Origin of the sequence: Rathayibacter sp. Leaf185, from assembly GCF_001423885.1 — a bacterium.
Classification (GTDB): Bacteria; Actinomycetota; Actinomycetes; order Actinomycetales; family Microbacteriaceae; genus Rathayibacter.
The window spans coordinates 487,817-502,909 of record NZ_LMPP01000002.1 but is presented as its reverse complement, the minus strand read 5'-3'; the positions used below and the strand labels follow the sequence as shown (position 1 = coordinate 502,909).

The window sequence follows — 15,093 nt, the reverse complement described above, 5'->3', positions numbered from 1 at the left end:
GCAGGGAGCGCGCAGAGCCGAGCGAGGTGCGCCTCAGCGGGCCAGCGGGATCTCGACGATGCCCGGGCCGTCACCCGGCGACATGAGCGCCTGCTCGAGCTCACCGCGGGTCGCGACGCGACGGAAGCTCCAGCCGTAGGCGCGGGCGAGCGCCTCGAGGTCGACCGACTGCGGGGTGAACTGCACGCGGTCGAAGGCGTCGGGCGCCGAGCTCGACGCGACCTCGAGGCCGTCGAAGATCGTGCCGCCTCCGTCGTTGACGACGACGAGCTGCACGCGGGGGCGCCGCTCGCCGGGCGCGAGAAGGAGGCCGCCCGCCTCATGGAGCAGGGTCAGGTCGCCCAGGATCACGCGAGTGACGCCTCCGGAGCCGCGCTCGCCCGACTGCGACGCCGTCGCGATGCCGACGGCGGTCGAGACCGTGCCGTCGATGCCCGCGAGCCCGCGGTTCGCGTGCACCGTCACCTTCTTGCCGGGCAGGGTGCCGTCGGCCACGCGGATCAGGCGCGACGCTCCGAACAGCAGCCGGTCGTGCGGCCAGGTCACCCGCCAGACCGCCGAGACGACGAACTCGCGCGTCAGCGGTGCGCGCACTGCCGCGAGGGCGTTGCGGGCGTAGCCTCGGCGGTCCTCGACCGACATCGTGCCGCCGTCGGGGACCTCGTCGATCGCGTCGGGATCCGTCGCCTCGAGCAGCGCGCGGCTCGCGAAGACCCACGATCCCGTCCAGGCGCGCTCCGCCCGCTCGGGACGCGGCGATCCGGGGACCCGCGCCACGTCGACGGCGGCGACGCGACGCGCGCGTCGGCCGGGGTTGTAGAACTCGCGACGCCCGTGGTCGACCACGATCACCTCGACATCGTCGCGACGCAGCAGCTCGGGAACCTCGCGCGAGAGCGTCGGATGTCCGAGGACGACGGCGCGCCCGATCCGTCCGCCGAACTCGGGCTCGGCGAGGAGCGCCCGCCAGGCGACCACGAGCTGCGGGCCGAAGCGGGCACCGGAGGAGACCTCGGCGAGCAGGGGCCAGTCGCCGGCGCGGGCGATCGCCTCGGCCTCCGCGCCCGCCTTGTCGCCGGCGATCACGACGGTCAGCGGCTCGTCCGGGCCCGCGCAGACGGTCGTCGGCTCGGCCTCGAGAGCAGGCAGATCAGGAGCGCCGGGCACGGGATCAGCGAACGCGGGGAGGCGCGACGAGAGCGGATCGCGGAAGGCGAGGTTCAGGTGCACCGGACCGCCGGGTCGCAGGGCCGCCGCGATCGCGCGATCGGCCAGTGCGGTCGCGGTGTCAGGGGTGCTCTCCGCATCCGGCGCCGGGACGTCCTCGAAGAGGCGCACGGCGCGGCCGAAGAGCTCGCGCTGATCGGTCGTCTGGTTGGCGCGGATCCCGCGGAGCTCGTCCGGCCTGTCGGCCGTCATCACGATCATCGGCACGTCCGACGCGTCGGCCTCGAGCACGGCGGGGTGCAGGTTGACCGTCGCCGTTCCGGAGGTGGTCACGAGGACGGCCGGGCGGCCCGACTCGAGTGCGAGGCCGAGCGCGAGGAATCCTGCCGAGCGCTCGTCGACGCGCACGTGCAGCCGGATGCTCCCCCGCGTCTCGAGTTCGGCGGCGACGAGGGCGAGCGCCTGCGAGCGCGACCCGGGAGCGACGACGACGTCGGTGACTCCGAGCGCGACGAAACGGGTGAGGAGGTCGATCGCGAAACGGGTGGAGGGGGCGACCGGAAGGTGGTCAGGCATCCCGGCGACCGGAGCCGTCGGTCTCTCCCGGCTCGTCGAGGTCGGCGAGATCGCGCTCGAGCTGCGCGATGCGCTCGGCCTGCTCGCGCTCCTTCTCGGGGTCGCGCTCCTGGCGGAGGGTGCCGAGGAAGTCGGGGTCGTCGTCGGGGGCCGTGAAGCGGCGGGTCTCGGCCCGCTGCTTGCGCGGGCGTCCGATCCAGAACCAGAGGCCGGCCCCGATGAGAGGCAGGACGAGGACCACGATCAGCCACGACCACTTCGGGATGGCGCGCACCGCACGACGATCGCTCAGAGCGACGTCGATCACGGTGTAGACCGTGAAGACGGCGAGGGCCACGAGCAGGCCGATGACGAGGCGGATCATGGATTCAGTGTACGTCCGGCACACTCCCGAGAACCGGGCGCACGGTCGCTGGACAGGGAGCTCCCGGGGTGCATACGGGACCGCCTGCCGGGGTCGACGTACACTGAGCCGGTGAAACTGAGCCGCGCGGTCGTCGTCTACTCGCTCCTGCGCCTGGCGATGTTCGCCGCCGTCTTCGTGCTGGTGTACCTGCCGGCCCGCACGTTCCTCGACTCGGAGCTCACCGCCGCCGTCACCGCGGGCATCGTCGCCGCTGTCGCGAGCATGTCGCTGTCGTACATCCTGCTGCGCAAGCCCCGCGAGCGCATCGCCGAGGCGATCTACGAGCGCCGCAAGGACGTGCCGCGGAAGGCCACGGACGACGACATCGAGGACGCCGCGATCGACGCCTCCCGCGACGAGCGCTGACCTCCCGGCCAACTCGGCGCGGGTAGGCGCTGAGGGAACCCCTGACCGTCGAGGCCGCCCGGGACGACGGGCTCCTTCGACGGACCGGGGTTCCCCCGGCCAGGCCGCCGGGTCAGAACGCGAGCGCCGCGCCCAGGATCGCGGCGTAGGCGAGGCCGCCGAGGCTCGTCAGCTGCAGGGCGAGGATCAGCTCCTTGGCGGTGCGCGCGGTCAGGGTGATCAGGATCGCCGGGAGGATCGCCAGCAGCACGAAGAGCGTCAGCCACGCCAGCGGGTAGAACAGCGCGAGGATGACCGCGATCGCGAACGGCACCAGCACGAAGGCGCTGTAGATCGCGCGCGAGACCGTCGGGCCGGTGAGCACCGCGAGCGTCCGCTTGCCCGACAGCCGGTCGGTGGGGATGTCGCGGATGTTGTTGACCATCAGGACAGCGCAGGCGAAGAGGCCGGCCGCGACCGCGCCGAGCCACGACTCCTGATTGGTGCGGCCGATCTGCACGAACGTCGTGCCGACCGTGGCGACGAGCCCGAAGAACACGAACACGAAGACCTCGCCGAGGCCGAGGTAACCGTAGGGCCGGCGCCCGCCGGTGTAGAACCAGGCGGCGGCGATCGCGGCCGCGCCGACGATCAGGAGCCACCAGAACCCGGAGAGGACCGTCAGCGCGAGTCCCGCCAGACCCGCCAGGCCGAAGAAGACCAGGGCCACGGTGAGCACGGTCTTCGGCTTCGCGGCGCCCGAGCCGGTCAGCCGCGACGGGCCGACCCGGTTCGCGTCGGTCCCGCGGACTCCGTCGGAGTAGTCGTTGGCGTAGTTGACGCCGATCTGCAGGGCCAGCGCGACCGCGAGGCAGAGCAGGGCGCGCACCCAGTGCCAGCCCTCGTCCGTCACCTGCGTCGCGCCGGTGCCGATGAGGACGGGGGCGATGGCCAGCGGGAGGGTCCGGAGCCGGGCTCCGCCGATCCACTCGCGGACGCCGGCGGGCTTCACCTCGACCTTGCGGGGGTTGCCGCCGGGGCGACCGCTGCGCGGCTTCTTCTTGCGACTCGTACTCGACACGGAGGGAATCCTACCGAGTGGCCTCGATGCCCCCTGGGGCTGGGACGTGCGCGGGCCGAGCGGTCTCAGGAATCGCGGGACTCCTCCGCCAGCTGCTCGAGCGCCCGCCGGTCGGGCTTGCCGGAGGCGAGAAGGGGGATCTCGGGCACGCGGAGGATCGCCGCCGGTGCCGCGGCCCGCCCCAGCCGCTCGACGACGGCTTCACGCAGCTCGGCGAGCGCGGGAGCCGCCTCGGCCGTGATCACGACCGGTACCTCCCCCCAGCGCTCGTCCGGCCGGCGGACGGCGACCGCGTCGGCGATCCCCCCTTCGCGCAGCACCCGCTCGACGGCGTCGAGCGACACCTTCTCGCCGCCCGAGACCAGCACGCGGTCGAGCCGGCCGGTGACGCTCAGGCGGCCGTCGGCCAGCACTCCGGAGTCTCCGGTGCGGTACCAGCGCTGCCCGCCGAGCGAGACGAAGGCCGAGGCGGTGCGCTCGTCATCGGGGGCGCCTCCGGTGCCGAGGTAGCCCTCGGCGAGCGTCGGACCGCCGAGGAGCACCTGGCCGTCGTCGATGCGCACCTGCACGCCCTGCAGCGGGACGCCGTCGTAGACGCAGCCGCCGGCGGTCTCGCTCGACCCGTAGGTGAGCCGGATGCGCGCGCCGATCGCCGCCGCGCGCTCGCGCAGCGGCTGCGGGGTCGACTGCCCGCCGATCAGCAGGGCGTCGAACGACCGGAGGGTCTCGGCGTCGGCCGGATCGCCCTCGGCCCGGTCGAGCAGGCGCGCGAGCTGCACCGGCACGAGCGAGGAGTAGCGGCGCTCCCCCGCGGGCATCGTCCGAGCCGCCTCGAAGAAGGCCGCCGCGTCGAAGCCGCCGAGCGGGAGCAGCACCGGATCGGCGTCGGCGGTGAGCGAGCGCACCAGCACCTGCACACCGGCGACGTAGTGGGTCGGGAGGCAGAGCAGCCAGCGACCGGGCCCGCCCAGCTCGGCGAGCGCCGCGGAGGCGCTCGTGAGCAGCGCCGATGTCGCGAGCGCGACGCGCTTGGGCGGACCGGAGGATCCGGAGGTCTCGACCACGACGGCGACCCTCTGCGGGACCGTGCCGCTCGCGACCGCCGGCGCACCGGGCGCGGCGATGCGGACGGCGGGCCCGCTGCCGTCGAGCGCCGCGCGGAGGGCGATCAGCACCGCCTCCGGAGCCGGATCGACCTCGATCAGCGCGCGCGTCACCTCCGCGCCCCGCGACTCAGAACTGCCACGGGAACGGCGACCAGTCGGGCTCGCGCTTCTCGAGGAAGGAGTCGCGGCCCTCGACGGCCTCGTCGGTGCCGTAGGCGAGGCGCGTGGTCTCGCCCGCGAAGAGCTGCTGGCCGACCAGGCCGTCGTCGACGGCGTTGAAGGCGTACTTGAGCATCCGGATCGCGGTGGGCGACTTGGTCAGGATCGTCTCGGCCCACTCGATCGCGGTCGGCTCGAGCTCGGCGTGCGGGACGACCGCGTTGACGGCCCCCATCTCGTAGGCGCGCTGCGCCGAGTACTCGCGGGCGAGGAAGAAGACCTCGCGGGCGTTCTTCTGCCCGATCTGGCGGGCGAAGTACGCCGATCCGTAGCCCGCGTCGAACGAGCCGACGTCGGCGTCGGTCTGCTTGAAGCGCCCGTGCTCGGCCGAGGCGATCGTGAGGTCGCAGACCACGTGCAGGGAGTGACCGCCTCCGGCCGCCCAGCCGGGGACCGCGGCGATGACGACCTTCGGCATGAAGCGGATCAGACGCTGGACCTCGAGGATGTGCAGGCGCCCGTTGCGGGCGGAGTCGATCCCCTCGGCCGTCTCCCCGTCGGAGTAGCGGTAGCCGTCGCGTCCCCGGATGCGCTGGTCGCCTCCCGAGCAGAACGCCCAGCCGCCGTCGCGCGGGCTCGGGCCGTTCCCGGTCAGGATGACGACGCCGATGCGCGGGTTCGTCCGCGCGTCCTCGAGGGCGCGGAAGAGCTCGTCGACCGTCCGCGGGCGGAAGGCGTTGCGCACCTCCGGCCGGTCGAACGCGACGCGGGCGATGCGGCCGCTCGGGTCGTGGTGGTAGGTGATGTCCTCGAGACCGTCGAACCCGGCGACGGGCGCCCAGCGGCGCGCGTCGAACAGCTCGGAAACCTGCGTGCTCATGGCCTCGACCCTACTGGCGGGGGCTGCCCGTCAGCCCTGCACTCGCACCTCCGCGGGCGGCGGTCACGTGCTCGAGCCGGGTCGTGGTCGTGGCCGGATCGTCGGCGTCGGCGAGAGGGGCGCAGAGGGGGACGGATCGACGTGGTCCGCGGTGAACGCCGTCCGGCGGCCGAGGAGGGTGAGGACGAGGGCGACCGTGCCCAGCGCCGCCATCAGACCCGCGAGGGCGAGCGCGTCGACGCTCTCGAGCAGCACGGCGCCGACGACGCCCGCCGCGAAGATCGCGAGGTTGAACGCCACCGGGAGGAACGAGTTCGCGATGTCGGAGTTCTCGCGCCCCGCGCGGCTCAGCGCCGACTGGAGCTGTGCGGAGGAGCCTCCGAACGCGATGCCCCACAGCATGCTCGCGAACAGCACGGCGCCGGGGGCGGCACGGCCGACGAGGAGGACGAGACCGGCGACGACGAACAGACCGACGCTCCCGTGCAGCAGGGCCCGGGGGAAGCGGTCGATGAGCGCCGCCGTGAGCGCGACTCCGATGATCGAGGAGACGCCGTAGACGAGGAGCACGAGGTCGGGGCCGAGGCCCGAGCCGCCCTCGCGCAGGAACGGTGCGATGTAGGTGTAGATCGTGTTGTGCGCCAGCATCCACACGACGATCACCAGGCAGACCATCGCCACACCCGGCATGGCGAAAACGCGCGTCAGCGGGAGGCTCCCCGTGGCGCTCCTCGGCTGTCCGGGAGCGTCGGGGACGAGCAGGGCGATCAGGACGAACGTGATCAGGGCGATCAGGCTGAGCCCGCCGAACGACCAGCGCCAGTCGAAGGTCGTGCCGAGCCAGGCGCCGAGCGGAGTCCCGAGCGCGAAGCCGACCGGCGCTCCCACCGAGACGATCGAGAGCGCGAGTCCGGCGCGGCGGGGCGGGCTGATCCGGCGGCCGTACGCCGCGAGCATCCCCCAGATGATCCCGGTGAACGCTCCTGCGACGAATCTCGAGCCGAGCGACACGACGACATCGCTCGAGAGTGCGGTGACGGTGTTCGCGACGATCAGACCCGCGATGGCGACCAGGAGCAGGGGCTTCCGCCGGAATCCGCGGGTCAGGCTGATCGCCGGGATCGTGACGACCACGGTCCCGAGGGCCCACACGCTGATGAACTGCCCGACGGTCCCCTCGCTGATCCCCATCCCCTCGGCGATCACCGGGAGCAGGCCCGCGGGCATGGTCTCGGCGGCGACGAGGAGGAAGCCCATCGTCGCGAGCAGCGCCAGCGCGAGCCAGGGCATCGGAGGCTCAGTGGCGGCGGAGGCGGGCGCGGTGGAGGTCATGACGTCCTTCCGGACAGAGAGATCGGGAAGCAGAGGGGATCAGGTCGTGAGCCGCGCGATGTCCTCGGTCGCGGCCCACGTCGCGAGCAGCCGCAGCTTCTCGTCGGAGGCGCTGCCGGGGACCGCCGGGTAGACCGTCATCGAGTGGCCGGGGTCGTCCTGGAGCTCGGTCGCCTGGAAGGTCAGCTCGAGCAGGCCGACCGCGGGGTGGTCGAACTGCTTCAGGCCGGTGTAGTGCCGGCGCACGTTGTGCTCGGCCCACCGCGTGCGGAAGTCGTCGCTGCGCATCGAGAGCTCGCCGACCAGCTCGGCGAGCCGGCGGTCGTGCGGGTTGCGGCCGGCGTCGCGGCGGAGGATCGCGACGTTGACATCGGCCGCCCGCTCCCAGTCGGGGTAGAACGAGTGCGCTCGCGGGTCGAGGAAGATGAAGCGCGAGTGGTTGGCCGGTCGCGCGGCGCCCCGGTACATCTCGGAGTAGAGCGCGTAGCCGAGCGCGTTCGCGGCGACCAGGTCCATCCGGATGTTCGACACGAAGGCCGGAGCGCCGGTGATCGCGTCGAGCAGGTACTGCAGCTCGGGCCGGATCGTCGGCGCGACCGACGGCCGGGAGCGTGAGCGCACCCCGGCCTCGTCGGCCGTGCGGGCGAGATCGCAGAGGTGGTCGTGCTCGGCCCGGTCGAGGCCGAGGGCACGCGCGATCGCGTCGAGCACGGAGTCGGACACTCCTGCGAGGTTCCCGCGCTCGATCCGGGTGTAGTAGTCGACACTCATGCCGGCGAGGCGGGCCACCTCGTCGCGGCGGAGTCCGGGGACCCGGCGGCTGCCGCCGCTCGGCTCGATCCCCGCCTCGGCGGGGGTGAGGCGGCCGCGGCGCGACGCCAGGAATTCGCGTACCTCGGCCCGGTGATCCATGGCGGCAACGGTACGGACCGCCGCGGAGGCTGTGAAGGGTTCTGCCGGGGCCTGTCTCACCAGGGCACCCCCGCAGACGAAGAGGGACCCCGCACGTGGCGGGATCCCTCTTCGTCAGTGCCGTGCGGTTACTTCGCGGTGGAGGTGCGGCGGTTCTCGGCCGACACCATCCAGGCGTACTGCTCGAGGCTCTGGATGATCGCGTGGAGCAGGTCCGCGCTGGTCGGGTCCTCCTCGTCGACGCTGTCGTGCACCTCGCGCATGGTCGCCGCGGTGTTCTCGAGGCGGATGGTGACGAGGTCGACCGTCTCGGCGGTGTCGATCTCGCCGTGCGGGTACTCGGGCAGCGTCGTGGTCGCGGCGACGGTGTCGCTGCGCCCGTCCGGGATGCCGTGCAGCGCGCGCATCCGCTCGGCGACGTCGTCGCTGAACTCGCGGGCCGCTTCGATGATCTCGTCGAGCTGGAGGTGGAGGTCGCGGAAGTTCTTCCCCACGACGTTCCAGTGCGCCTGCTTGCCCTGGACGTGCAGCTCGATCAGGTCGACGAGCACGATCTGGAGGCTGTCGAGCAGCTCCTTGGAGGCCTTGAAGCCCTTCTCGGCGTTCTGGCGGCGGCTGGTCTTGGCGCCGGAGCCGGCGGGGGCTTCGGTGTGGCGTTCGAGGGTGGTGGTCATGGACCGATCCTTTCTCTTGCAGTGCCGGAGTGCGGATCTCCGACTCCGAGTGTGACGGGTGCTGCTGGGCGGCTCCCGGATGCGAGCGGTGCGGGGGCCGAGCGGCACGGCATCGCCGGGTACGTGCTCAGGCGATGGTTCCGGTCTACGCTCCCCCTCCGCGGCGCTCAAGCGGGTTGCGCAGAGCCCTCGCCGGGTCTAGCGATCGCCGAGCTTGTCGGGAGCGAGCTCCTCGATCGTGATCGCGGCGTTGATCAGCGCGAGGTGGCTGAGGCCCTGCGGGAGGTTGCCCCAGAACGCGAGGTCGTCGACGGCGACCATCTCGGACATGATCCCCACGTCGTTCGGGATCGTCTCGACCAGCTCGTCCATCAGCGCGATCGCCTCCTCGTGCCGGCCGACGCAGGCCAGCGCGGAGACGAGCCAGAAGGAGCAGGCGACGAACGGGTGCTCCTCGCCCTCCATCCCGGAGTAGCGGAACATCAGCGGGCCCCGGCCGAGCTCCGCGACCAGCGCGTCGATCGTCGAGATCATCCGCTCGCCGCGCTCGTACCCGCTCGTGGTGTGCAGCAGAACGGAGGCGTCGAGCTCCTCGGTGCCCGGGTACATCACGTAGGCGCCGAGCTCCTCCGACCAGCAGTTCTCCTCGATCCAGTCGCGGATGCGGTCGCGCTCGAAGCGCCAGCGCTCGGCGCTGCCCGGCACCTGGCCCAGCTCGGCGAGGTGCACGGCCGCGTCGAGGGCCTGCCAGCAGCCCATCTTCGAGGAGGTGTAGTGCTGCTCCTCCTCGAGCTCCCACATGCCCGCGTCACGGTTGCGCCAGAGATCGCACGTGCTGTCGGCGACCCGAGAGAGCAGCTGCCCCGTCTGGATGTCGAGGACGTTGCCCTCGTCGACGTAGATGCGGCAGATGTCGAAGAGATCGCCGAAGACGCCGAGCTGCAGCTGATCCTGGGCGCCGTTGCCCGAGACGACCGGGCCGATGCCCGACCAGCCCGGAACGTCGTACTCGGTGAGCCCGGTCGGCAACGAGCCGTCGAGTCCGTAGAAGATGTGCAGGTCGGGGCCGTGCTCCTTGATCGTGCGCAGGAGCCACGAGAGGGCCGCGTGCGTCTCCTCCCGCAGTCCGAATCGGACCAGCGCGTGCGCCGTGTAGGCGGCGTCGCGGATCCAGGCGAAGCGGTAGTCCCAGTTCTTGCCGCCGTTCGGCGACTCCGGGAGCGACGTGGTCGCGGCCGCCGCGATCGCTCCGGTGGGCGAGTAGATCAGCAGCTTGAGCGCGAGCGCGCTGCGCTGCACCGCGTCCGACCAGGGGCCGTCGTACGAGAACTCCTCCGACCAGTCCTGCCAGCTTCGGATCGTGCGGTCGATGCCCCGGTCGACGTTCGTCGCGTCGGGGAAGTGCAGCGGCTCGTCGTGGGTGGCCGAGACGACGAGCACGTGGCGGCCCTTGTCGGTCGTGACCGTGAACGATCCGGTCAGCTCGTCGCCGGCGCCCGAGGGGGCGTCGTCGCTGTCGGGGCCGTGGCCGTCGCCCGTCACGCCGATCGTGATGTTCCCGACGCGGATGAGCGAGCGGCCGTCGGCGTTCTGGATCCACGGCGACATGGTGCCGAGACCGGTGCCCGGCCGCACGGCCCAGCGCATCCGCACCTCGCCCGACACGCCGTCGACGCGCCGCGCGAGCTCGGCCCACGGGAGGCGGCCGGCGATCCCGGTGACGAGTGCGTCGGTGACGGTGACGGACCCGGACTCGGTGGTGAAGGTGGTCTGCAGCACGTTCGTGTCGCGGAGGTACTCGCGCGACACCTCCGCCGGCTCGACCGGACCGAGCTCGATGCAGCCGCCGGAGCGCCCGTCGATGATCGCCGCGAACGCGGGGACGGAGCCGAGATCGGGAACGGGCATCCAGTCGACGCTGCCGTCCCGGGCGATCAGGGCGACGGTCCTCCCATCGCCGATCGCCGCGTAGTCGCGCAGGGGTCTCGTCGCTCGGTGCTCGGCCATCCCCTCACGCTAGGCGGCCGGGGAGCGCTCGGCTCGGGCTTGCGGGGACCGGTGGATGCCGGTACCTCAGGTCGCGGCGACTCCGCCGAAGTCGGCCATCCGCTCGGTGAACTCCGCGCGGTCGCCCTCCTCGAGCAGGCTGTTCGCGTAGCCCGCGAGGAAGGCGCCGTTGTCGGGCGGAGTGATGCCGACATCGCCGAGCATCGCCGCGACCTCGCCCGTCGAGTCGGCGTCGAGGTCGACGAGTCCGAGCTCGATCGAGGGGACGGGCTGGGTGCTCGAGTAGGCCGTCACGATCCAGAGCGTCGCCGAGGCGTCCTCATCGGTGAGGTCGCCGTCGAGGTCGTAGCCGACCTCCGACCAGTCGGCCGGGGTGTCGGCGATGTCGACGGAGTCGAAGCCGAGAGGCGCGACCGCCGCGGTGAAGAGGTCGACGACGGCCTGCTTGTCGGCCTCGGTGCTCAGGTCGGCGTCGGCGTAGTCGGTGGCCGAGATGTAGTCGTACAGCAGCGACGGCCCGCCGTAGGCGTTGTCGGAGCGCTCGTAGTACTCGTCGTCGGCCGACTCCCAGCCGCCGATCGCGGCCGCCTCGACGGCGGAGACGGCCGCGGTCGAGGCGGCGACGGCCGCCTCCGCGGAGGGCTGGTCGAGGACGATCGCCGCGTCGCCGTCCTGGTAGCCGGGGTAGTCGTAGAACGGGTCGCCCGCGTCCCCGCCCGCGTCGGGCGCATCGGAGAAGCCGGGCACGTCGGTCGGCACGGCGTCGCCCGCCACGTCGACCGCGGCGGTGACGCTGAGCGCGAGCAGCGTGCCGAGGGTCCCGGTGTACAGCACCCCGAGGACGGCGCTCGAGGCGAGGGCGACCCAGCCGGCGGTGCCGAGCGGGCGACGGCCGGGAGCGGGCGGCGGACTCATCGGGGCCTGGGTCATCGCGTTCCTCCGGGGTCGAGCGGCAGCGCCGCCAGTCTCGCACGGTGGGCGAGCGCGCACGATCGTGGCCGGGAGGCGGCGACGGCTGGTCGGTTCTGCGCGCCGGCGCACCCGGAGGACAATGGCGGCATGGACGATGACGTGCCCGGCTCCCCCCTCCCCACCCTCGACGAGGTCGACGCGGGCCTGCGCGTCGTGTCCCTGCCGCTGCGGACGCGCTTCCGCGGGGTCGATCACCGCGAGATCGCGCTGGTGCGGGGGCCGGAGGGCTGGACCGAGTTCTCGCCGTTCCTCGAGTACGGTGCCGAGGAGTCCGCCGCGTGGCTGCGCGCCGCGCTCGACTACGGCTGGAACGAGCAGCCCATCGCGCTGCGCGACCGCATCCCCGTCAACGCGACCGTGCCCGCGGTCGACCCGGCCGAGGTCGCCGCGATCCTCGAGAGCTACCACGGCTGCCGCACGGCCAAGGTGAAGGTCGCCGAGCGCGGCCAGACCCTCGCCGACGACGTCGCGCGGGTCGAGGAAGTCCGCCGCGTCCTCGGGCCGGAGGGCCGCATCCGCATCGACGCGAACGGCGCCTGGAACGTCGACGAGGCCGAGCACGCCGTGCACGCGATGGCCGGAGTGGACCTCGAGTACCTCGAGCAGCCCTGCGCGAGCGTCGACGAGCTGGCCGAGCTGCGCTACCGGGTGAAGTACATGGGCATCCCGATCGCGGCCGACGAGAGCGTGCGCAAGGCCGTCGATCCGCTCGCCGTGGCCCGCGCAGGCGCGGCCGACCTGCTGGTCGTCAAGGCGCAGCCACTGGGCGGCGTGCGCCGAGCGCTCGCGATCACCGCGGAGGCGGGACTGCCCGCCGTGGTCTCGAGCGCGCTCGACAGCTCGGTCGGGCTCGCCATGGGCGCCGCCCTCGCCGCCGCCCTGCCCGAGCTGCCCTACGACTGCGGTCTCGGCACCGCGTCGCTCCTGGCGGCCGATGTCACCGAGCGACCGCTGCGCCCGGTCGACGGGACGATCGCCGTCGAGCGGGTCGAGGTGTCGGAGGATCTGCTCGCGCGCCACGCCGTCTCGCCGGAGCGGCTCGCGTGGTGGCGGGCGCGGCTGCGCGACTCCTACGCACTGCTCTGACGCTCGGCTCTGGCGTTCAGCTCTGCCGCTCAGCCGGGCGCGATCACCGAGATGACAGCGGAGTCGTCCGCGGCGGCCAGGCCCTGCGCGGCGCCGAGGAGGAAGAGCTGCTCCGCGGCGGCGGCGACCGGAGTCGCGAGACCCGCCCCGCGCGCGGCCGTCGTCACGATCCCCATGTCCTTGACGAAGATGTCGAGGCGGCTGAGCACCTCCGCTCCGCCCTCGTCGTCGGCCTGCAGCATCCGCGGGCCGCGGTTCGCGAGCATGAAGGAGCCCGCCGCGCCGGCCGACAGCGTCTCGAGGGTCGCCGCGGGGTCGAGTCCCAGCTTCGCCGCGAGCGCCAGGGCCTCTGCGCCGGCGGCGATGTGCACTCCGCAGAGCAGCTGGTTGACGGTCTTGAAGGCCTGACCGTCTCCGGGTCGATCGCCGATGACGCTCAGCGTCGACGCGAGCAGGTCGAGCACCGGCTGCGCCTTCTCGCGCGCGGCCGGAGTCGCGCCCACGACGATCAGCAGATCCCCCTGGCCCGCGCGGACGGGGCCGCCGCTGAGCGGCGCGTCGACCAGCTCGACACCGTGCTCGGCGAGCGCCGCCGCCACGTCGACGACGTCGGTGATGCCGACAGTGCTGGTCATGATGACGACGGAGCCGGGGACGAGCGCGGTGGCGATCCCCTCCGTCTCCGTGCCGCCGAAGAGCACCTCGCGCAGCTGGGCGCTGTTGCGCACGGCGAGGAGGGTGGCGTCGGCGCCGGCCACCGCCTCTCGAGCGGAGGCGAACGGGCGGATTCCCGCCTCGCGCGCCAGCTCGAGTCGCGGCTCGGCGATGTCGAAGCCGTGGACGGTGAGGGAGCCGGCGAGACGCGTGGCCATGGGGAGTCCCATGGCGCCGAGTCCGAGGACGGCGACGGTGTAGGCGGGCACGAGGGTCTCCTGAGGGGTCGAAGGGTCAGCGGGGTCGAGCGGGTCAGAGCGCAGGGGCGCTGAGGGTCGCGGCGACCCGCGCGAGCGAGTCGTCGTCGCCGACGTTGCCGGCGAACACGATGTAGGGGACGCCCGCGGCGGGGCCGTCGACGGGCTCCCACAGCGAGACGATCCCGGGGAGCATCGGGCCGCGCACGATCGCGCGGCGGACGGCGAGGCCCTTCGAGGCGACGTCGCTCGACGTGATGCCGCCCTTCGCGATCACGAACCGCGGACGCAGCTGCGCGAGCACGCCCTGCACCACCTCGACCACGGCGGCCGAGACGCGCCGCGAGATGTCGAGGCTCTCCTGCGGGTCGTCGGTCCGGCGCAGCGAGCGGCTGGTGTGCACCGCCACGTCACCGTCGCGGAGGGCGGTCACCGCCTCCTCGACGAGCGTGGCCAGATGCGCCGGGGCACGCGACGGGTCGACGGCCGCGTCGACGTCGATCTCGAGCACGGCCTGCAGCGTGCCGGTCGCCTCGAGACGCGCCAGCTGTCGCGAGGTGAGCCCGACGTGCGAGCCGACGACGACGAGACCGCCGCGAGCGGTGCCGGCGGGCGCCTCCTCCGGGAAGATCTCGGCGGCAGTGAGCGGTGCGTGCACCTCCTGGCCGATGCGGGCGCGCACGAACGGCGGACCGACGCGGTAGAGGAGGCGGGCGCCGGCCTCCTCCGCCGCGGCGAGCCCCAGGGCCAGGAGCCTCAGATCGTTCTCGGTGACGGCGTCGACCACCACGGGCACGCCGCCCTGCAGCGGAGCGAGGACGGCGGAGATCGCCTCGGCACCGGCGCGGATCGTGTGGAGGTCGAGCGAGACCACCTGCTCGGCCGTCCAGCGTCCGGCGGTCTTCTCCTCGACCCACTCGCGGAGATCCGAGTGGGCGTAGCCGAAGGTGGAGTCGCGGGCGAACTCGGTCTCGGCGACGGGCTGGAGCCCTTCTGCACCGCGCATGTAGTGCACCCCGCCGATCGTCACGCGGCCCGCGTCGGGGAACGCGGGGACGAGGATCACGGCGTCGACGGCACCGACCGCCGCCGCGATCTCGTCGGTCTCGAGCGGGAAGTGCCCGCGCAGTGTCGAGTCGCTACGGCTGACGAAGGTGACCGGGACCTCGAGAGCTCGGGAGGCGGCGAGGGTGCTCGCGACGATCTCGCGAGTGAGCGCGGTGGCCGTCTCGGGGGCGAGACTCCGGGTGTTCGTGAGCACGTAGACGGCGGGCGCGCCGGTCTGCAGGGCCCAGCGCAGGTCGTCCTCGCTCCAGGCGGTCAGAACGGGGAGGTCGGCGACCGACTGCGTCCCGGTGGGGTCGTCGTCGAGCACGATCAGGATCGGCGTGCGCTCGGTGCGGGTCCGGGCGACGGACTCGGCCGCGACCGGGACCTCCGCGGGGTGCTGCGCGAGCAGTGTGTCTTCCGAGATCACCG

At 72.9% G+C, this 15,093-nt stretch carries 14 protein-coding genes; 2 read left to right on the top strand and 12 right to left on the bottom strand.

The genetic code is table 11. The features are described from left to right. Positions 1-33 precede the first annotated feature (33 nt). Both menD and ASG06_RS09675 read right to left on the bottom strand, forming a co-directional pair. Positions 34-1,743, bottom strand: a complete 1,710-nt coding sequence (gene menD, locus ASG06_RS09680) for a 2-succinyl-5-enolpyruvyl-6-hydroxy-3-cyclohexene-1-carboxylic-acid synthase (protein WP_056041486.1) — start codon at positions 1,741-1,743, stop codon at positions 34-36. After that, positions 1,736-2,107, bottom strand: a complete 372-nt coding sequence (locus ASG06_RS09675) for a PLD nuclease N-terminal domain-containing protein (protein ID WP_056041484.1) — start codon at positions 2,105-2,107, stop codon at positions 1,736-1,738. The genes menD and ASG06_RS09675 overlap by 8 nt, the downstream gene beginning before the upstream one ends. Positions 2,108-2,218: 111 nt before the next feature. Here ASG06_RS09675 and ASG06_RS09670 point away from each other — a divergent pair, with 111 nt between their 5' ends. Continuing rightward, the gene (locus ASG06_RS09670) at positions 2,219-2,515 is read left to right on the top strand and encodes a DUF4229 domain-containing protein (RefSeq protein WP_056041482.1); all 297 of its coding nucleotides are present in this window, start codon (positions 2,219-2,221) and stop codon (positions 2,513-2,515) included. A 112-nt stretch (positions 2,516-2,627) separates the two neighbouring features. On the opposite strand, the gene ASG06_RS09665 is transcribed toward ASG06_RS09670, so the two are convergent. From ASG06_RS09665 to ASG06_RS09630, 8 genes are all read right to left on the bottom strand, one after another. Next, on the bottom strand, positions 2,628-3,575 hold the full coding sequence (locus ASG06_RS09665; RefSeq protein ID WP_056041481.1) for a 1,4-dihydroxy-2-naphthoate polyprenyltransferase: 948 nt from the start codon (positions 3,573-3,575) through the stop codon (positions 2,628-2,630). 65 nt (positions 3,576-3,640) lie between these two features. Beyond that, positions 3,641-4,792: an AMP-binding protein gene (locus ASG06_RS09660; RefSeq protein WP_082499110.1), complete on the bottom strand. Its 1,152-nt coding sequence runs from the start codon at positions 4,790-4,792 to the stop codon at positions 3,641-3,643. Positions 4,793-4,808: 16 nt separating this feature from the next. Further along, entirely contained in the window at positions 4,809-5,720 is a 912-nt protein-coding gene (locus tag ASG06_RS09655; protein ID WP_056041478.1) for a 1,4-dihydroxy-2-naphthoyl-CoA synthase, read from the bottom strand. Positions 5,721-5,783: 63 nt separating this feature from the next. After that, on the bottom strand, positions 5,784-7,052 hold the full coding sequence (locus ASG06_RS09650; protein WP_082499109.1) for an MFS transporter: 1,269 nt from the start codon (positions 7,050-7,052) through the stop codon (positions 5,784-5,786). A gap of 39 nt (positions 7,053-7,091) precedes the next feature. Then, a complete protein-coding gene (locus tag ASG06_RS09645; RefSeq protein WP_056041476.1) occupies positions 7,092-7,964 on the bottom strand; it encodes a helix-turn-helix transcriptional regulator in 873 nt (290 codons plus the stop codon). Between the two features lie 128 nt (positions 7,965-8,092). Continuing rightward, positions 8,093-8,638 (bottom strand): Dps family protein, encoded by a 546-nt coding sequence (locus tag ASG06_RS09640; protein ID WP_056041474.1) that lies wholly within the window; start codon positions 8,636-8,638, stop codon positions 8,093-8,095. Between the two features lie 198 nt (positions 8,639-8,836). Continuing rightward, a complete protein-coding gene (locus ASG06_RS09635) occupies positions 8,837-10,645 on the bottom strand; it encodes a glycoside hydrolase family 15 protein (protein ID WP_056041472.1) in 1,809 nt (602 codons plus the stop codon). Positions 10,646-10,711: 66 nt separating this feature from the next. After that, entirely contained in the window at positions 10,712-11,575 is an 864-nt protein-coding gene (locus tag ASG06_RS09630; protein WP_056041470.1) for a hypothetical protein, read from the bottom strand. 129 nt (positions 11,576-11,704) lie between these two features. On the opposite strand from ASG06_RS09630, the gene ASG06_RS09625 reads away from it, so the two are divergent. Continuing rightward, a complete protein-coding gene (locus tag ASG06_RS09625; protein WP_056041468.1) occupies positions 11,705-12,703 on the top strand; it encodes an o-succinylbenzoate synthase in 999 nt (332 codons plus the stop codon). A 29-nt stretch (positions 12,704-12,732) separates the two neighbouring features. Here the strand turns inward: ASG06_RS09625 and ASG06_RS09620 are convergent, their stop codons facing one another. Together ASG06_RS09620 and ASG06_RS09615 are read right to left on the bottom strand one after the other, a co-directional pair. Then, complete coding sequence (locus tag ASG06_RS09620) at positions 12,733-13,626, bottom strand: NAD(P)-dependent oxidoreductase (protein ID WP_268788319.1); 894 nt, start codon at positions 13,624-13,626, stop codon at positions 12,733-12,735. Between the two features lie 43 nt (positions 13,627-13,669). Next, a complete protein-coding gene (locus tag ASG06_RS09615) occupies positions 13,670-15,091 on the bottom strand; it encodes a four-carbon acid sugar kinase family protein (protein WP_056041466.1) in 1,422 nt (473 codons plus the stop codon). Between the last annotated feature and the right edge of the window lie 2 nt (positions 15,092-15,093).